Annotated in this window: 13 protein-coding genes; 7 read left to right on the plus strand and 6 right to left on the minus strand. The window is 73.5% G+C overall.

The window, feature by feature from the left end; translation table 11 throughout:
* The first annotated feature begins 14 nt into the window (after positions 1–14).
* Together BLS70_RS10090 and BLS70_RS10095 are read left to right on the plus strand one after the other, a co-directional pair.
* Positions 15–752 carry a type 1 glutamine amidotransferase gene (locus BLS70_RS10090; protein ID WP_091766771.1) on the plus strand — a complete coding sequence of 246 codons (738 nt, stop codon included), beginning with the start codon at positions 15–17 and terminating at the stop codon, positions 750–752.
* Entirely contained in the window at positions 749–3,844 is a 3,096-nt protein-coding gene (locus BLS70_RS10095) for a bifunctional [glutamine synthetase] adenylyltransferase/[glutamine synthetase]-adenylyl-L-tyrosine phosphorylase (RefSeq protein ID WP_218122362.1), read from the plus strand. Before BLS70_RS10090 ends, BLS70_RS10095 begins: the two co-directional genes overlap by 4 nt.
* A gap of 16 nt (positions 3,845–3,860) precedes the next feature.
* On the opposite strand, the gene BLS70_RS10100 is transcribed toward BLS70_RS10095, so the two are convergent.
* A complete protein-coding gene (locus tag BLS70_RS10100; RefSeq protein ID WP_255362372.1) occupies positions 3,861–5,312 on the minus strand; it encodes a glycosyltransferase family 4 protein in 1,452 nt (483 codons plus the stop codon).
* On the minus strand, positions 5,309–6,130 hold the full coding sequence (locus BLS70_RS10105) for a glycosyltransferase (protein WP_091766774.1): 822 nt from the start codon (positions 6,128–6,130) through the stop codon (positions 5,309–5,311). Before BLS70_RS10105 ends, BLS70_RS10100 begins: the two co-directional genes overlap by 4 nt.
* Before the next feature lie 385 nt (positions 6,131–6,515).
* Here BLS70_RS10105 and BLS70_RS10110 point away from each other — a divergent pair, with 385 nt between their 5' ends.
* A complete protein-coding gene (locus BLS70_RS10110) occupies positions 6,516–7,235 on the plus strand; it encodes a class I SAM-dependent methyltransferase (protein WP_218122363.1) in 720 nt (239 codons plus the stop codon).
* Between the two features lie 346 nt (positions 7,236–7,581).
* Complete coding sequence (locus tag BLS70_RS10115) at positions 7,582–11,814, plus strand: alpha-(1->3)-arabinofuranosyltransferase domain-containing protein (protein ID WP_091766777.1); 4,233 nt, start codon at positions 7,582–7,584, stop codon at positions 11,812–11,814.
* Here the strand turns inward: BLS70_RS10115 and BLS70_RS10120 are convergent.
* Positions 11,783–12,481, minus strand: coding sequence for an FkbM family methyltransferase (locus BLS70_RS10120; protein WP_176946354.1), 699 nt, complete (start codon positions 12,479–12,481; stop codon positions 11,783–11,785). The two genes, BLS70_RS10115 and BLS70_RS10120, sit on opposite strands and share 32 nt — an antisense overlap.
* A 309-nt stretch (positions 12,482–12,790) precedes the next feature.
* Here BLS70_RS10120 and BLS70_RS10125 point away from each other — a divergent pair, with 309 nt between their 5' ends.
* Positions 12,791–13,102: a CDGSH iron-sulfur domain-containing protein gene (locus BLS70_RS10125; RefSeq protein WP_091767303.1), complete on the plus strand. Its 312-nt coding sequence runs from the start codon at positions 12,791–12,793 to the stop codon at positions 13,100–13,102.
* Between the two features lie 6 nt (positions 13,103–13,108).
* Here BLS70_RS10125 and BLS70_RS10130 read toward each other — a convergent pair whose 3' ends face one another.
* The gene (locus BLS70_RS10130) at positions 13,109–14,122 is read right to left on the minus strand and encodes an iron-containing redox enzyme family protein (RefSeq protein ID WP_091767306.1); all 1,014 of its coding nucleotides are present in this window, start codon (positions 14,120–14,122) and stop codon (positions 13,109–13,111) included.
* Between the two features lie 75 nt (positions 14,123–14,197).
* Between BLS70_RS10130 and BLS70_RS10135 the strand changes: the two genes are divergently transcribed.
* Positions 14,198–15,043 carry an SDR family oxidoreductase gene (locus BLS70_RS10135; RefSeq protein ID WP_091766783.1) on the plus strand — a complete coding sequence of 282 codons (846 nt, stop codon included), beginning with the start codon at positions 14,198–14,200 and terminating at the stop codon, positions 15,041–15,043.
* Positions 15,044–15,580: 537 nt separating this feature from the next.
* Here the strand turns inward: BLS70_RS10135 and BLS70_RS10145 are convergent.
* Positions 15,581–15,856, minus strand: coding sequence for a hypothetical protein (locus tag BLS70_RS10145; RefSeq protein WP_091766789.1), 276 nt, complete (start codon positions 15,854–15,856; stop codon positions 15,581–15,583).
* Positions 15,857–15,959: 103 nt separating this feature from the next.
* Positions 15,960–17,393 carry a type I glutamate--ammonia ligase gene (gene glnA, locus BLS70_RS10150; RefSeq protein ID WP_091766792.1) on the minus strand — a complete coding sequence of 478 codons (1,434 nt, stop codon included), beginning with the start codon at positions 17,391–17,393 and terminating at the stop codon, positions 15,960–15,962.
* Positions 17,394–17,580: 187 nt separating this feature from the next.
* On the opposite strand from glnA, the gene BLS70_RS10155 reads away from it, so the two are divergent.
* Positions 17,581–18,000, plus strand: coding sequence for an RDD family protein (locus BLS70_RS10155; RefSeq protein WP_091766794.1), 420 nt, complete (start codon positions 17,581–17,583; stop codon positions 17,998–18,000).
* The last annotated feature ends 40 nt before the right edge of the window (positions 18,001–18,040 follow it).

Consider the following 18,040-nt stretch of genomic DNA (forward strand, 5'->3'; position numbering starts at 1 on the left):
GTTAACCTCCACGGGTGGCCCGCCTCCTCGTCGTCGTCCCGAGCGAGACCGACCCGCCCGCCCGGCTGGGCGGGTGGCTGGCCGACGCGGGCCTGACCCTCGACGAGCGGCACCTCGGGCTGGGCGAGGCGCTGCCGGAGTCCCTCGACGGGCACGACGGGCTGCTCGTCCTGGGCGGCCCGCAGTCGGCGACCGACGACGAGGCGACCAGCCCCGAGCTGGTCGGCGTCCGCGCGCTGCTGCGGGAGGCCATCGTCGCCGACCTGCCCACGCTGGCGGTCTGCCTGGGCGCCCAGGTGCTCGCCGAGGCGGGGGGAGGAGCGGTCCGGGTGGGCGCGGAGGGCCCCGAGGTCGGCCCGACGCTGGTCGCGAAGCGGGATGCCGCCTACGCCGATCCGGTCTTCGGCCCGCTGCCGCTGGCTCCCGACGTCCTCCAGTGGCACCACGACGAGATCGCCACGCTGCCGCCGGGGGCGACGCTGCTGGCCAGCAACCCCCACTACCCGCACCAGGCCTTCCGCGTGGGCGAGGCGGTGTACGGCATCCAGTTCCACATCGAGACGACGCCGGAGCTCGTCCGGTCCTGGGCCGCCGCCGACCCGGTCGGCGTCGCAGCCGCGCCGGTCGACGTCGAGACGCTGTGCGCCCGGTCCGACGCCGTGCACGACGACCTCGCCGAGACGTGGGCGCCCTTCGCCACCCGCTTCGCCGAGCTGGTGCGGGCGCGCGCCGCCGGCGGTGGCAGCCGGTGACCTCCGAGGTGGAGATCCCGCGCCGCGCCGTCGTCCGGCTCGTGCGGTTCGGCTTCGAGGACGGCGAGCGCGCCGCGCGGCTGCTGTCCCACCCCGACCTCGGGCTGTGGGACCTCGAGCGCAACGAGCCGGCCGATCCCGAGGCCGGGCCGGTCGTCGCGGCGCTGGCCCGCGCCGGTGACCCCGACCTCGCGGTCCGCTCCCTGCACCGGCTGATCGAGGCGCTCGACGAGGCCGACGAGACCGGTGGGTGGGCCGCCTCGCTGCTTGCCCGGCTGCGCGGGTCGGCGCTGCTGCGCAGCCGGCTGCTGGCGGTGCTGGGCGCCAGCTCTGGGCTGGCCGACCACCTGGCCGCCCACCCCGACGACTGGACGGTCCTCGACGACGGGGAAACCGGCATGGCCCGGCCGACACCGCAGGCGCTGGAACGGCAGATGCTCACGGCCGTCGGCGCGGATCCGGACGACCCGCCCTGGGGCGTCCGGCTGGGCAAGGGCGCGCCCGACGCCTCGCCGCCCCGCGTCTCGGCCCTGCGGCTGGCCTACCGGCGGGCCATCCTGTCCCTCGCCGGCCGCGACCTCGGGGACAACCTGCCGGCCGAGGACGCCGCGGCGGAGCTGGCCGACATCGCCGCCGCGGTGCTCACCGCGGGGCTGGCGCTGGCCGTGGGGGAGCAGCCCGCCGACGCGGCCGCCTGCCGGCTCTCGGTCATCGCGCTCGGCAAGACCGGCGGACGGGAGCTCAACTACGTCAGCGACGTCGACGTCGTCTTCGTCGGCGAGCCGGTGGACCCCTCGGACTCCGACAGCGCCGCCCTGAGCAGCGCCACCCGGGTGGCCGCCGCGCTCATGCGGATCTGCCGCGAGGCGGCCTGGGAGGTCGACGCCGCGCTGCGCCCCGAGGGCAAGGCCGGCGTGCTCGTGCGCACCGTCGCCGGGCACTCGGCCTACTACGAGCAGTGGGCCAGCACGTGGGAGTTCCAGGCGCTGCTGAAGATGCGCCCGGTCGCGGGCGACCCCGACCTGGGGCGCGACTACGTCGAGGCGCTGTGGCCGATGGTGTGGCGCGCCGGGGACCGGCCCGGCTTCGTCGGCGAGGTGCAGGCCATGCGCCGCCGCGTGGAGGACAACATCCCCGCGGGACAGGCCGAGCGCGAGCTCAAGCTGGGCCGCGGCGGGCTGCGCGACGTCGAGTTCGCCGTCCAGCTGCTGCAACTCGTGCACGGCCGGGCCGACCCGACGCTCCGGGTGGGCGGCACCCTGCCCGCGCTGCTGGCGCTGTCGGCCGGCGGGTACGTCGGCCGGGACGACGCCGCGACGCTGATCGCCTCCTACCGCTTCCTGCGCACCGTCGAGCACCGGCTGCAGCTCCTGCGGCTCCGGCGCACCCACCTGCTGCCCACCGACGAGCAGCAGCTCCGCTGGCTGGCCCGCTCGCTGGGCTACAAGCCCGACGCCCGGGGCGGCGCCGTCGACGTGCTGCAGGCCGAGCTCGCCCTGCACACCCGCGAGGTGCGGCGCCTGCACGAGAAGCTCTTCTACCGGCCGCTGCTGTCGGCGGTGGCCCGGGTGCCGGGGGAGCACCTCCAGCTGGGCTCCAAGGCTGCCGGCGACTGGCTTCGGGCCCTGGGCTTCGGCGACCCCCACGCCGCGCTGCGGCACCTCGCGGCGCTGACCGGTGGCGTCTCGCGGTCGGCGTCGATGCAGAAGTACCTGCTGCCGGTGCTGCTGCAGACCTTCGCGTCCTGCCCGAACCCCGACGCCGGGCTGCTGGCCTACCGGCAGGTCAGCGAGGCCCTCGGCGGCAACCAGTGGTTCCTGCGGCTGCTGCGCGACGAGGGGCAGGTGGCCGAGCGGCTCGCGCAGCTGCTGGGCTCCAGCCAGTACGTCGCCGGGCTGCTCACCCGAACCCCCGAGGCGCTGCGCCTGCTCGCCCACGACGCCGAGCTCGAGCCGCGCGGCGTGGCGGCGCTGACCAAGGCGTGGCGCCAGGCGGCCGGCCGGGCCGGCGACCCGCAGGCGAGCATGCACGTGCTCCGCGGACTGCGCCGCCAGGAGCTGCTGCGGATCGCCTGCGCCGACCTGCTGGGACGCCTCGACGTGCTGCGCGTCGGCGAGGCGCTGACCGACGTCGCCGTCGCCACCCTGCAGACCGGCCTGGACGTCGCCCTGCGCGCCCAGGCGCTGGACTCCGGTACCGACGTGGCGGACCTGCCGATGGACATGGCGGTCATCGGCATGGGCCGGCTCGGGGGCGGCGAGATGGGCTACGGCTCCGACGCCGACGTCCTGTTCGTGCACCGGCCACGGGCGGGTGCCGAGGACGGCGCGGCGACGGCGACCGCGAACGCGGTGGCGCACACGCTGCGGCGGCTGCTCGCCGAACCCGCGCCCGACCCGGCCTTCGAGATCGACGCCGACCTCCGGCCCGAGGGCCGCCAGGGCGCCATGGTCCGCAGCCTGTCGGCGTTCCGCGAGTACTACGAGCGCTGGATGTCGGTCTGGGAGGTGCAGGCGCTGCTCCGGGCCACACCCGTGGCCGGCGACGAGCAGCTCGGCGCCGACTTCGTCGCGATGATCGACCCCATCCGCTACCCCGCCGGAGGGCTGGGCGCCGAGCAGGTCGCCGAGATCCGCCGGATCAAAGCCCGGGTGGAGCGGGAGCGGCTGCCGCGCGGGGCCGACCCGGCCACGCACACCAAGCTCGGGCGGGGCGGGCTGGCCGACGTCGAGTGGACCGTCCAGCTGCTGCAACTGCAGCACGGCGCCGACGTCGAGGGGTTGCGGGTCCGCCCGACCGTCCAGGCCCTCGCGGCGGCCGGTGACGCCGAGCTGCTGGCTCCCGAGGACGCCGACGCCCTGCGTGCGGCCTGGGAGCTCGCCACGCGGGCGCGAAACGCGATCTTCCTGGTGCGGGGACGGCCGAGCGACCAGCTGCCCCGGCCGGGACTGGAGCTGGAAGGGGTGGCGCGGGCCTGCGGCTACGGCGCGGACGCGGAGCCCGGCCAGTTCCTCGACGACTACCACCGCACCACGCGGCACGCGCGCATGGTCGTCGACCACGTGTTCTACGGGCAGGGCACCGAGGGGTGATCGAGCGCTGTGGGCGTCAGGCGCTGTGGAGCCCGAGCTGACCGAGCTCGCCTTCAGGGGCGAGCGGGGCGGTGGGGCCTGCCAGGATGAGCCGGTTGTCCATCAGCTGCACGGAGATCGGCCGCTCGCCGAGCCGGGTCATCACCGCGACTCCGGTGGTCTCGTCGCAGCCGTTGAGCACGACCGCGGTCCGGTCCTCGCTGTGGATCACCTCGTCGGTCGCCCGCAACCGAGCGCGCAGCTCGGGTGCCCGGCGCGGGACGACGGCGAGCACGGCGATGTCGGACCGCGCTGTCCGGGACTGGACCGGGCGGCCGTCGGTGACGGCGGCCATGCGCGCGATCTCCGCGCGGACGACGCCGGCGAGGAGGTCGGCGCTGCGGTCCCAGGAGAAGCACCCGGCCCACGTCCGGCAGGTCTCGGCGATCTGGTCGGCCCGTACCGGGTCGGCCAGACAGCGCAGGGCGTCGGTCAGGGCCGCGCCGAGCTGCCGCGGCTCGTCCACCAGCCAGCCGGTCTCGCCGTCGAGGACCGAGTCCCGCACGCCCGGCACCCGCAGCGCGAGGCACGGGACGCCCCAGGCGGCCGCCTCGAGGACCGAACAGCCCCACCCCTCTGCCTGCGAGGTCGAGGTGGTCAGCCAGGCCCGCGAGAGCAGCTCGTCACGGACCTCGTCGGAGGCCCGCCCGTGGAAGGTGACGGTCGCCTGCATGCCCAGCTCGTCGGCGAGGCTCTCCAGGCGGGCCCGGTCCGGTCCGTCGCCCACGATGTCGACCCGCAGGCCGGGAATCGACTCCGCGACCGTGCGCAGGTGGCCGAGCAGCAGGTCGATGCGCTTGTGCGGCACGAGCCGGCTCACCAGCGCGATGGTCGGCTCGGCGGCTCGCCGGATTCCCGCCGGCGGCAGCTCGACGGTCCCGTTCGGGACGACGAAGATCGGCCCGCGCCACCCCAACCGGTCCCGCAGCTCGTGCCGTGTCGACGGCGAGACCGCCACTACCGGCCGGTCCCCGTAGACGCGGCGCGCCGCTGGGCCCTCGAGCCACCGGCCCAGGGCGGCGACGGGCGCGGGGAAGTGCGTGCCGAACTGGTCCTGGTGCACGTGGTGGACGAGCTGCACCACCGGCGTCCGCCGGCCGGCGAACAGTGGCGCGAAGAAGGGCGTCCCGTTCTGGCAGTCCACGACGGCGTCGAAGTGCCCACGGGCGACGCTCCCGCGCAGGGCCGTGCGCGGATAGACCGTCAGCTCGCCCCCGGCCCGGAGGATGTGCATCCCGTCGAGCCGCTCGTGCTCGGGCTCTCCGGGCACCGCGGCCGTCAGCCAGGTGACGTGGGCGCCGGACCTGACCCAGCGTGACCCGATCTCGTGCATGTACTGCTCGGCACCGCCGGCCAGGGGATGACGGACGTCGCGCCAGTTCAGGACGAGGATCCGGAAGCCGCGCAGCTGCTCGGAGTTGCCGATCACGGCGCGAACCCGGCCGCCACGCGCTGCAGCTGCAGCACGGTGAGGAAGGCGGACATCCCGTCGCGCAACGGGGAGAACGACGATCCTTCCGCATGGCTCCACGAGACGGGGACCTCCACGATCTCCGCGCCCGCGCTCTGCAGGTGTCCCAGCAGCTCGACGTCGAAGGCGAAGCCCGTGGTCCGGCAGGTGACCAGCGCCGGCACGAGCGCGGCCCGGTCGAAGAACTTGAAGCCGCACTGGGTGTCGTGCACCCCCGAGACGAGGCTGCGGGTTGCCATGCGGAACGCGGCACCGCCCAGCCGGCGGGTCGCGGGCTGGTGCTGGACGAAACGGGCTCCGGGGGCGTGCCGTGACCCGACGACCGCCGTCGCACCTGCCTCGAGGTGAGCCATCACGATGGAGAGGGTCTCGACCGGGGTGGCGAGATCGGCGTCGAAGAAGCCGACGAAGCGCGACCGACTGCCCAGCAGCGCCCGCCGGACGGCCGCGCCCTTCCCGGGCCGCGCGCAGCCGACGAGCTCCAGCGGCACGGCCTCGTCCCTCGCCGCTCTGAAGGCGCGCACGACGTCGGCGGTCCCGTCCGAGCTGCCGTTGTCCACGACGACCACGCGGGAGGACCAGGCCTGCTCGCGGAGGAAGTCGACCGTGCGTCGCAGCGTCTCCGGCAGACGCGTCGCCTCGTTGTAGGCGGGGATCGCCACCTCGAGGTCGACGGTCGGCCGGAGCGCGGGGAGCACCGCCGAGCACTCGGTCGCCGGCGCGGCGTCGCGCTGATCCCGCACCTGGACGAGGACGGGCCGCTCGGCGTGGGCCATGCCCGTCGATCCGCCCGTCGGGCCTGTTCTGGGCATACCGCCCGCGGCGAGTGCGCTTCGAGTCATCGGACGCTTTCCTCCGTGCAGCTTCGAGCGCCGAGGTGCGGCGACCGGTGGGCGAGTTCGGTGGTGACCGGAGACGGGAGGATCCGAGAGCGGTCCGGACGAAGGCCGCGCCCCGGGTCGGGCGAGCACGTCGGTCGCTGGCTCGTCACGTCTCGGTGCTCCCTTCGGCCCCGGCATCGCACTCGGCGCCTGCTTAGATCCATTGCGCTGCGGGGCCGTCAATATGAAGCGCGTCCCCCCTGAGGTCAAGCCATACATCCCGCGGCGACGACCACTTAATGGGCACGTGTCCTGGATGGAGTACACCCAAATGGATCGTTTGGCCACCTTTTCGCGCTCGCTGCGGCTGTTCCGGGCGTTCAGGAGGGAGCAGGTCGACCCGGCGGGCTTCTACGGCGTCCTCGCGGCGGACTCGGTCGCGCAGCTCTCGCGCTGGTCCGATGTGAATGGGCGGTCGGTCCTCGACGTCGGTGGCGGGCCGGGCTACTTCGCCGACGCTTTCCGAGCAGCAGGCGCCACCTACGTGGGACTGGAGCCGGACGCCGGGGAGCTCACGGCCCGGGGCGGTACCGAACCCGGCACGGTGCGGGCCAGCGGGGAGGAGCTCCCGATCCGTTCGGCAGCTGTGGACGTCTGCTTCTCGTCCAACGTGCTGGAGCACGTGCCCCGGCCGTGGACGATGACCGCGGAGATGGTGCGGGTGACGAAGCCGGGCGGCCTCGTCTACCTGTCCTTCACGCCGTGGTGGTCGCCCTGGGGTGGCCACGAGACCGCGCCGTGGCACTTCCTCGGTGGGCACCGCGCCGCGCGCCGGTACCGCCGACGGACAGGTCAGGAGCCGAAGAACCGCTTCGGGACGTCGCTGTTCGTGGTCCGGGTGGGTGCGGCCGTGCGCTGGGCCCGCAGTTGCCCGGACGTGGACCTCGTCGCGGTGTACGCCCGCTACTACCCGTGGTGGGCGTCCTGGGTCGCTCGCGTGCCCGGTCTGCGGGAAGTTGCTTCGTGGAACGTCGTGCTCGTGATGCGTCGCCGGTCCTGAGTTGGTCTTCCGTCCGCGCTTATCTGTACTGCTGCCGGTTACGCACAGGATTTACGCGCTTCCTCAGCGTGCTGGTCGCAACATTCCATAACTGCACGGACACAAAGCGTCAGCATCACAATGATGTAAGTCGGGGTATGCCCACCGCCGGCTCGAGAAATGTCGTCTGTACGGTCGAACTTCCGTTCCGAAAGGGCGCCGGGCACGATCCGTCCCTCTAGAGTCCTCGCGTTCGCGTTCCGGAGCCGAGTACCCGGGAGATCCGGTGCGGACGGGCGGCAGCGGGTGTTCCCGCACCGAGGGAGACGGGGGCGGTCGTGGCCGTACAGGACGGATCGGGTCCTGGATGACGACGACCGTCGCGGGCGATTCCGTCGACCGGGGGGTGGCTGCCTCGCCGGCCGCCGGCGCGGCTCCCGCGTCGTCGGCCTCGCGGGCTGGAGCGGAGCTGCGCAGGATGTGGCCGGCGCTGATCTGCCTCGGCTTCGTCATCCTCTGTCTTCTGCAGTCGCCCGGCCAGATCGTCGGGGACACCAAGCTCGACCTGGCCGTGGACCCGCTCAAATTCCTGGCGCGTGCCCTGTCGCTGTGGGACCCGCAGGGGTTCGCCGGTCAGCTGCAGTACCAGGCGTACGGCTACCTCTTCCCGATGGGGCCCTTCTTCTCCGTGGGGAACCTCGTCGGGCTGCCGATGTGGGTGGTCCAGCGACTGTGGCTGGCCGCCCTCCTGTGCACCGCCTTCCTCGGCGTGGTCCTGCTCGCCCGCCGCCTGCGCATCGGGACGCCGTCGACGGTCCTGCTCGCCGGCATCGCCTACGCGATGGCGCCCCGGATGCTCACCGCGCTGTCCGGCACCTCGTTCGAGGTGATCCCGATGGCGCTAGCCCCGTGGGTCCTCGTGCCACTGGCGGGACTGTCGCGGCACGGGTCGGCGAGACGGGCCGCAGCGCTCTCGGGGCTCGCCGTGTTCTGCGCCGGGGGCGTCAACGCCGTGGCCACGGCCGCCGTCTTCCCCCTCGCGCTGCTGTACCTGGCGACGCGTCCCCCCGGCCGGCTCCGCCGCAGGCTGATCGGGTGGTGGGTGCTGTGCGTCGGCCTGGCGTCGTTCTGGTGGGCGGTGCCGCTGCTGCTGCTCGGCCGGTACAGCCCCAACGTCTTCGACTACGTCGAGAGCGCCGGTGACACGACGGCCCCCACGGACGTGCTCAGCGTGCTGCGCGGCACCACGCAGTGGATCGCCGGGATGGCTTCGCCCTCGTCGGGGCCCTACCTGCCGGCCGGGTGGGCGCTCCTCAAGGACACCCTGCCGGTGGCAGCCACCCTGGCGCTGGCCGTGGCCGGGCTGGTGGCGCTCACCCGACGTGACCTGCCCGAGCGCACATGGCTGGTCCTGGGGCTGCTGACCGGCGTCGGGCTGGTGTCGATGGGCCACCTGGCCACCGTGGACGGCGCCTTGGCGGGTCCGCTGCACTCGGCGCTCGACGGCGGGCTCGCCCCACTGCGCAACGTGCACAAGTTCGATCCGGTGCTGCGGCTCCCTCTGGCGCTCGGCACGGCGCACCTGGCCGCCGTCCTCCTGCAGGCGGCGCGACGCGGACGGCAGCCCGGATCCCGGGTCTGGTTCGGCCAGGCCCGGCGGGTGTGCGCCGGCGCCGTCCTCGCGGCGATCCTGCTCGCGCTGGGTGGATCGGCGTCGCCGGCGCTGGCGGGCCGAATGGCGCCCCCGGCCGGGTTCACGGACGTCCCCGCGCACTGGCAGGAGACGGCCGACTTCCTCGCCGACCAGCGATCCACCGGGCGGGCTCTCCTGGTCCCGGCCTCGTCCATCGGCAGCTACGAGTGGGGCAGGCCGGGTGACGAACCGCTCCAGCCGCTGGCGGAGTCACCCTGGGAGGTCCGCTCCGCCATCCCGCTGACGCCCGAGGCGCACATCCGGATGCTGGACGCCGTCGAGGCACAGCTCGCGCGCGGGAAGGCCTCGGCCGGTCTGTCCCGGTACCTCGGCCGGGGCGGGATCTCCCACCTGGTGCTGCGCAACGACCTCGACATCACCGACACGGGCTCGACCCGGACCTCCCTGGTGCGCCAGGCCCTCCTCGGGTCGCCCGGGATCACCCGTGTGGCCTCGTTCGGCGACGACTACCCGCAGGCGGAGCTGCCCTCGCGCACCCTCCTCGACGCGGGTCTGAGCGAGCCGGCGCCGGCCATCGAGGTCTACGCGGTCGCCGACCCCGCGCCCCGGGCGTGGACGGCACCGCTGTCCTCGGCGGTCACCGTCCACGGTGGTCCGGAGGCCGTGCTAGCACTGGAGGAGCGCGGGTTGGTGACCGGGCGGCCGACGCTGCTCGCCGGGGAGTCCTCCGTCGGAACCCGGTCCACCATGGTCAGCGACGCGTTGCTACGCCGGGAACGGGCCTTCGGGCGGGTGATCGGCGCGACCTCCGGCGGTCTGACCGCGGACGCACCCACGATGGCGGACGAGCCGGCCGCGGACTACGCCTTGCCAGGACTGGCTCAGGCGCAGAGCGTCGTCGAGTACGTCGGCGCGACCCCGACCGCGTCGAGCTCGGCATCGGACCTCGGGACGCTCGCCGGCAACCGGCCCGAGGCCCAGCCGTGGGCGGCGGTGGACTCCGACCTGTCCACCGCATGGCGGCCGGCGGACGTCGCCGACCGGTCCCGCCCGGACTGGTGGCGGCTCACGACCGAGCAGCCGTTCGTCGCCTCGCAGGTCACCGTCGCGCTCGGCGCGGACTTCGGCGGGAACCGGCCGGACGAGCTGCGGCTGACGACCGACGTCGGCACGGAGGTCGTGCGGGTCAGGAACACCGGAGAGCCGCAGGTCCTCCCGCTGCCGGCGGGGTCGTCGAGGACGCTGACGATCAGCGGGACGTCGACCGGCGCGGACGCCCCGGCGCTGGTGCTGGTGGAGGTGGCCGTCCGCGGCGTCGACGTGGACCGGACGGTGGTCACCCCCACCCCGTCGGCCGCGGCGGACGTCTACGCGTTCGAGGCGGTGCCCGGGCGTCCCGGCTGCCTCACCCTGGCCGGTGGCTCCGTCCGCTGCGCCGCCGAGCTGGTGACCGGTAGCGAGGAGCCCGTGGCGCTCGACCGGGTGTTCACGACTCTCGAGGCGGCGGACCACGACCTCACCGTCACGGCGGTCCCCCGTCCGGGCGCCGCGCTCGACGCCCTGCTCGCGGCGATCAGGGGCGGTGTGCGGGCGGCGGCCAGCAGCGTCGAGGTGTCCGACCCGCGCGCGGGCGCGGCCGCGGCCGTGGACGGTGATCCGGCCACCTCCTGGCTGCCCGCTCCCTGGGACGAGCGGCCGGGCCTCGTCCTCACCTGGCCCGAGCCGCGCACGGTCGACGCGCTGCGCATCGTCCCGGACCCGGGAGTGGCCGCGCTGCGTCCGGGGACCGTCACGGTCGACGCCGGGGACGGGCCGACGCCCGTCCCACTGGCAGAGGACGGGACGGTGCGGTTGGCGCCCGTCCTCACCGACCGGCTCGAGCTCACGTTCGCATCGGCCGTGCAGGCGGAGTCCTTCGATCCCTACACGCAGTGGACGAGACCGCTGGCCGTCAGCATCAGCGAGGTGGAGGTCGGCGGCCCGAACGAGACCGTCCCCGCCGACAGGCCGGTCGTCCTGCCGTGCGGCGAGGGGCCGATGCTGCTCCTGAACGACCGCTTCGTGTCCACCCGGGTCGACACCGACCTCGGTGCCCTGCTGGCCATGCAGAGCATCCCCGTGACGACCTGCGACGACGCACCGGCGGTCGGGATGGCTGCCGGGGAGCACCGGATGATCGCGCTGGGCACCGCGGCGCTGACCGTGGACTCGGCCACCCTCGTACGCACCGACGGGGCGGCGACCACGGCTCCGGTCCTCCGGGAGCCGGTCGCGGTGGACCGCTGGGACGCCGAGGCCCGGGTGCTGGACGTGGAGGCGCGCGACCGGGAGGAGCTCCTCGTCGTCCCGGAGAACACCAACCCCGGCTGGACCGCGACCCTCGAGGGCCGGCGTCTCGAGTCGGTCGCGGTCGACGGCTGGCAGCAGGGCTACGTGCTCCCGGCCGGGCCGGCCGGCACGGTTGAGGTGACCTTCGCCCCCGGGACGATCTACCGGACGGCGCTGATCGCCGGCGCGGCGACGGTCGTCCTGGTGGCCGTTCTCGCGGTCCTCCCCGTACGACCGCCCCGGGACGCACCGGCCGGCGGGCGGCACCGGGGCCGGTCGCGCGTCCGCGCCGTGGTGCTCGTCCTCGCCGCACTGGGGGGCATGGCTCTGATCGGGGGCGCGGTGGGCGCCGGCGCGGTCCTGCTGCTCTGGGCGGTCTCGGCGTCGCTCCGCCGAAGCCGCTCACTAGGTTTGGCTCTGGTGGTCGCCGGCACGTCGGCCACCGCCGGTGTGCTGCTCCTCGAGTTCCCTGACGGAACGGGGACCGCCCGCCAGGTGCTGGCCATCGTGGCTCTCGGCGCGGTCGTAGCGGGGATCCTCCCGGTGCCGTCGGGGGAGCGCACGGGGCCGTCGTCCGGTCGAGCCGTCAGTGCTTCGGGCGGAAGAGGAAGTTGTTGACGTAGCCCGTCGACATGACCATGTTGCCCAGCAGCCCGCGGCTGCGCACCGCCCCGGCCATCGAGGACTGGTCGCGGTGGACGTCGAACTCCGCGAACGGCAGCCACCGGCGCCCGCGCAGGAAGCTCGCGGAGTACCCCAGTCCCTCGACCAGCGATACGACCTCGTCGACGTTCCCCGGACGGTCGTCGTGGGCCTCGGCCTCGACCAGCAACACCGGTCGGTGGGTCTCGATGGTGTCGAGCGCCCCCTTCAGCACCTGCGCCTCGTGACCCTCGACGTCGATCTTGATGAAGCCGATGTCGTCGGGGATGTCGACGCTGTCCAGCGTCCGCAGCTGGACCGTCACATCCGTGGCGTCGGCGAAGCCGGGTATGCCCAGGGTGGAGCGGCCTTCGCTACCCGGCCCCCCGGAGGGCACGTGCAGCACGGCCTCGCCCGCTGCGTCGGACAGCGCGACCTCGTGCACCGTCACGTTGTCCGCGCTGACCGACTGCAGGAACCGCGCCACGTGCGGAACCGGCTCGAACGTGTGCACCGCGGTCGCGTGGCGCGACAGCCAGTACGTCCACGGTCCCCACCAGCCACCGACGTCGATGGCGGCCTTGTCGGCCGGGACGAAGTCGCGCAGCCGGCGCAGCTCTGCCTCCGACATCCGGTACTGCATGGCGATCAGACGATGCCGCGTTGCTGGTGGCAGGACCGCGAAGCCGGAATTGAGCACGCCCATGGAACTCCCAATCGCAGTGGCCACCCGGCTGAGGGGGCCGATCGGGCGTGACCGTACCGCGCCTCCAGCTCCAGACAGAGGGATGTCAACCGCTGGTGGACCGCTCCCCGGGACCGCGGGAGCAGGCTGTGACGGGTGCTGCCGGTTCGCGCGCCGCGGTGGCTCCGTGGCGGGCCCGGTCACCCGTCCGCGTAGGCGCCGCACCGTGGGCGTGTGCCGGCCGGGGGAGCAGGGCAGTGTGTGCACGTGCAGCCATCGCCGTCCGCCGAGTCCGAGCACCCCGACGACGTCGCCTCCGTCGCCGACGACGGGGGCGCGACGATCACGCCCTACCGAGACGGGCCGCTGATCGTCCGCGGCGACTTCCGCCTCATCGACCAGGACGGTGCCGAGATCGATCCCGGACGCCGGACCATCGCGCTGTGCCGGTGCGGCAAGTCGGGCATCAAGCCGTTCTGCGACGGCACGCACAAGCGGGCCGGCTTCTCCGCGCCCAGCGCTCCGAGCCGGCCGCGGCCCGCCGCCCACCTCCGGGCGGCCGGCGACGCCGAGGACTGACCCGCGTCAGGCGGCCAGCGAGGGCTCCCGGCGCAGGGCGCTCCGGCCGGCCTCCCAGGCGCCGAGCAGGTGCTTCGCGGCCAGACCGTCCATCGCCAGCGAACACCGGGCGCCGAACAGGACATCGGCGGCCAGCTCCGGGTTCTCGGCGACGAACGCGCCGCACATGTCGACCGAGGCGATCTGCTCGTGCACGGCGTCGGCCTCCACGTGCTCGTCGTAGAACACGGTGGTCGACTCGTCGAACCCCAGGCGGCGCAGGCCCGAGGAGTACCGCCGGCTCGGCTCCGAGGAGGTCATCTCCACCGTGGTCAGGTGGCCCAGGGCAGCACCCCGCCACCGCCGGTGCAGCCCGAACAGCGACATGGTGTTGACGTTCGAGAACGCGACGGCGGGGGCGTCGTCCCACAGCGCGCCGTAGCCGGAGTCCAGGCCGAGGTCGCGCATCAGGCCACCGAACAGCTCGCTGTGCATGCGCGCGGCCGACCCGCCGCCGTACTCGTCGGCCTGGATCTCCACCATGGCCGCCTTGGTCCGGCCGCTGAGCCGGGGGATGGCGAAGGTGTGCGGGTCGCCCTCCTTGAGGTGGTAGACCGAGCGCACGGTCAGGTACTCCCGCCACTGCTCGAGGTCGCCCTCCCGCGCCATGAACCTCGACAGCGAGGGGCCGTCGTCCGCGGCGATGGTCGCCGTGAGCTGCACGTCGATCGGCTCGTCGGTCACGGACACCGGCCCGACGAGCTCTTGGAGCGCGGAGAGGTGCAGCTGCTCGAGGATGGCGCGGAGCCGGAGGAGCTCGGGGTCCCACTCCCAGGCGTCGTCGACCTCGTCGAAGCCGCGGTAGTGCAGCTCGTAGCAGATCGCCAGCGAGAGCTGCAGGTCCTCGTCGGTGAGAGCGTCGGTCACCTCGTCGGCCAGGCGGGCGGCGCTCTCGAGGGTCCGGTCCGAGAGGGCCGGCCGGGTGGCCAGGTCACGGACGAGGGACTCGCTGAGCGGACCGCGGGCAGCAGGGAGGCGCATGACAGTCGGCATGCCCAGCATCGAGGAATTCGATACCTGGCCGCATGTGATGTCCCCCGTGGGTAGGACAGCGGCATGCCCGCATCGAGCACCCGCGTCGTCGTCGTCACCGGGGGGAGCGCCGGTATCGGCCGTGCCGCCGTCGAGAGGTTGGTCGCAGAGGGCGCCCGCGTGGTCACCTGCGCCCGGGACGGCGACCGGCTCGCCGAGGCGGTCGCGGGGCTGCCCGGGGTGACCGCGGTCAGCGCCGACATGGCCGACGCCGACGACCGCGCCCGGCTGGTCGAGGCGACGCTGGCCGAGCACGGCCGGCTCGACGGCCTCGTCCTGAACGCGGGGCTGGGGTGGGCAGGCCTCGTGGAGGACATGCCGGGCGAGGCGGTCGCCGGCATCGTCGCGCTCAACCTCACGGGGGCGATCGAGCTGACCCGGATCGCGCTGCCGCACCTGCTCGCCGCCGCGCAGGAGCGGGGGAGGGCAGACGTCGTCGCCGTCTCTTCGGTGGCGGCGTGGTCGCAGGTGCCCCCGCTGACCGTGTACTCGGCCACCAAGGCCGGCCTCACCGGCTTCGTCAAGGGCATGCGTCGCGAGGTCACCGCCCGGGGCGTGCGGGTGCACACGGTGAACCCGTTCTTCGTGGAGACCGAGTGGCTGGCTCGCGGGCACGGGCATCCGCCGACGTCGGACGACGACGCCCGCGGGCGGCTGTCCCGTGGCGTGGCGCCGTCGCGGGTGGCCGACGCCATCGCCGGGTGCCTGACCTCGCCGTGGTCGCGCACGGTCGCGGTGCCGCGCTGGGCCGGGCTCGCCCGGCTCGGCGAGGTGACCCCGGTCAACCGGCTGCTCGACGTGACCCTCTCGCGACTCGCCGGCCGGGTCCGCGAGCAGGCCCGGCGGGCGGTGGACGCCCGCGTCGACTGACATCGAACGCCCTGGTCACCGCGGCAGCGGGCGTTCCCCGTATCGCGGCGGTGCGTTGCTGCGCTGCGGTCGTCCTGTTGCGCGTCACGCAGTCGGGCTCGAGCGGGTCGCGAATTGTTTGCGGTCCCTGGGGCAGCTCAGCCTGCGCGGGCAGTCGCTCGACGCGCTGCTGCAGCAGGTGGCAGATCTGTCGAAGACCGCATGCCGGGTGAGCCCGAGGCGTCGATCCTGATCATGGTGAAGGACCGGCCGACGACGGTGGTGTCCACCGGCGACCTCGCCACGCGGTTGGACGAGGTGCAGTTCTCCAAGAGGCATGGGCCCTGCATGCATGCGGCGACCACCGGTGACTGGCCGGGCGGATCCGTGGCGGTAGCTGTTCCCGTGCCGCGCCTCCACCGTGTGACGGGGTGGTGAGGTCGACGCTCGCGGCTCCGGAAGCGCGTAGCGTCCCGGGCAGCCGTCGGCCAGTTCAACCCAGAGCTTCCGTGGTCAGGCTCCTGCCGGCGCAGCACCGGCTGGTGGGAGCCGACCGGCTCAGGAGCGCTCCTCATCGGCCTCCCGGCCCAGGCGGTCCCACCGCGTCTCGTTGAACCGCGACCGGTTGACCTCCGTCGGCCCGCCGTGCGCGCGCCCGTACTTCTGCACCGTGTTCGGCGAGATCCCGAGTTCGGTCACCGCGCGCACCGACGCCCCGTTGAGCAGCGCGCCGGCGACGGCCTCCTCGAGTTCGGCCTGCGCCGACCGGAGGCCGGCCTGGGCAGTCTTGATCCGCTGCGCATCCTTCTCGTGGACCGGCCTGGCGTCGGGCACGTGATCGACGCCAGGCCTCCCACGTGTGTGTCACCACCTGACACGGACGCACCGCGGCCCCCGGCCTCGCGAGGAGGTCGGGGGCCGCGGCGGACGCCTGGGATCAGATGTCGTAGTACATGGCGAACTCGTGGGGGTGCGGGCGCAGGCGGATCGGGTCGATCTCGTTGGCCCGCTTGTAGTCGATCCACGTCTCGATCAGGTCGGGGGTGAACACCCCGCCGTCGATCAGGTACTCGTGGTCGACCTCGAGCCGGTCGAGGACGGCGTCCAGCGACGCGGGCACCTTCTCGATGCCCAGGGCCTCCTCGGGCGGCAGCTCGTAGAGGTCCTTGTCCACCGGCGCCGGCGGCTCGATCTTGTTCTTCACGCCGTCGAGGCCGGCCATCAGCATCGCCGAGAAGGCGAGATAGGGGTTGGCCGACGGGTCGGGCACGCGGAACTCGATGCGCTTGGCCTTCGGGTTGTCACCCGAGATCGGGATGCGGGTGCACGCCGAACGGTTGCGCGCGGAGTAGACGAGGTTGATCGGGGCCTCGTAGCCGGGCACCAGGCGGTGGTAGCTGTTCACCGTCGGGTTCGTGAACGCCAGCAGCGACGGCGCGTGCTTGAGCAGACCACCGATGTAGTGGCGGGCCATGTCCGACAGCCCCGCGTAGCCGGTCTCGGCGTGGAAGAGCGGCTGGCCGCCCTGCCACAGGCTCTGGTGGCAGTGCATGCCGGAGCCGTTGTCACCGAACAGCGGCTTGGGCATGAAGGTGGCGGTCTTGCCGGCGGCCCAGGCGGTGTTCTTGATGATGTACTTGAACAGCATCAGGGTGTCGGCCGAGCGCAGCAGGGTGTCGAACTTGTAGTTGATCTCGGCCTGCCCGCCGGTGCCGACCTCGTGGTGGCCGCGCTCGAGCACCAGCCCGGCGCTCATGAGGTTCTTCATCATGTCCGACCGCAGGTCGCTCTGCTGGTCGTAGGGCTCGACCGGGAAGTAGCCGCCCTTGGGGCGGGCCTTGTAGCCGCGGTTCGGGCTGCCGTCGAGCTCGGTACGGGCACCGGAGTTCCATGCGCCCTCGGCCGAGTCGATGTGGTAGTAGCCCTCGTTGATCCCGGTGTCGTAGCGGACCGAGTCGAAGATGTAGAACTCCGCCTCGGCACCGAAGTAGGCGGTGTCGGCGATGCCGCTGGCGGCCAGGTAGGCCTCGGCCTTCTTCGCCACGTTCCGCGGGTCGCGGCTGTAGGCCTCGCGCGTGATCGGGTCGTGGATGAAGAAGTTGACGTTCAGCGTCTTGTGCTTGCGGAACGGGTCCAGGAAGGCGCTGTTCGCGTCGGGCAGCAGCAGCATGTCCGACTCGTTGATCGCCTGGAAGCCGCGGATCGACGAACCGTCGAAGCCCAGGCCCTCGGAGAACGTGTCCTCGCCGAACGTCGACGCCGGGATGGTGAAGTGCTGCATGACGCCGGGCAGGTCGCAGAAGCGCACGTCGACGAACTCGACGTCGTTGTCGCGGATGTAGGCGGCGACCTCGTCGGGACTGGTGAACATCGATCCTCCGGGTTTGTGGACGGCCGAACGAAAGCTACGAGCCCGGAGTTGCCCCGGGGTGTCCCAAGTGTTTCGCGGGCGTAACAACGGCTTTCGGCGTGTCGGGTGTGGGTCGGCCCCCTGCAGGGGTCCCGCCGCGAGCTGGCGAGTGGTGGGGGCAGGGGATCCGCTTACTACGCTGGCAGTCATGATCAGGGACGGGTCCTCACCCTCTCAGGAGCGGCCACGGGGCGCCTCCCTGGGGCTGCCGGCTGACGGCCCGGGCTCTCTGGCGGCGTTCAGCACCCGGGTCGGGGCCTTCCTGATCGACTCGCTGGCCGCGGCGCTGGTCGCCGGCCTCTTCACGGCCCCGCAGCTGCCCGGCAACTGGAGCCTCCTCTCCTTCGGCGTCCTCACCGTCGTCTCGCTGGTGGCCGCCGGGCAGACCCCGGGCATGCGGCTGCTGGGCCTGCGACTCGCTCATCCCAGGCCGGGTGCGCGGCTGGCCCTCTGGCGGGCCGTCGTCCGCACGGGGCTGCTGGTGCTGCTCGTCCCCGCGCTGCTGGTCGACGCCGACGGCCGCGGGCTGCACGACCGGCTGACCGGCACCGCCGTCGTCCGGGACTGAGCCCGTCAATCCGCTCGACCGGCACCCCTCGGGGTCGCAC

Source organism: Blastococcus aurantiacus (assembly GCF_900102425.1).
Taxonomy (GTDB): Bacteria; Actinomycetota; Actinomycetes; order Mycobacteriales; family Geodermatophilaceae; genus Blastococcus; species Blastococcus aurantiacus.

What these genes read in the sequence shown, in the direction of transcription:
- BLS70_RS10105 (WP_091766774.1), bottom strand. Translation starts at nt 6,130, where the DNA reads ATGGCCCACGCCGAGCGGCCCGTCCTCGTCCAGGTGCGGGATCAGCGC.
- BLS70_RS10115 (WP_091766777.1), top strand. Translation starts at nt 7,582, where the DNA reads ATGACGACGACCGTCGCGGGCGATTCCGTCGACCGGGGGGTGGCTGCC.
- BLS70_RS10120 (WP_176946354.1), bottom strand. Translation starts at nt 12,481, where the DNA reads ATGCAGTACCGGATGTCGGAGGCAGAGCTGCGCCGGCTGCGCGACTTC.
- BLS70_RS10130 (WP_091767306.1), bottom strand. Translation starts at nt 14,122, where the DNA reads ATGCGCCTCCCTGCTGCCCGCGGTCCGCTCAGCGAGTCCCTCGTCCGT.
- BLS70_RS10135 (WP_091766783.1), top strand. Translation starts at nt 14,198, where the DNA reads ATGCCCGCATCGAGCACCCGCGTCGTCGTCGTCACCGGGGGGAGCGCC.
- glnA (WP_091766792.1), bottom strand. Translation starts at nt 17,393, where the DNA reads ATGTTCACCAGTCCCGACGAGGTCGCCGCCTACATCCGCGACAACGAC.
- BLS70_RS10155 (WP_091766794.1), top strand. Translation starts at nt 17,581, where the DNA reads ATGATCAGGGACGGGTCCTCACCCTCTCAGGAGCGGCCACGGGGCGCC.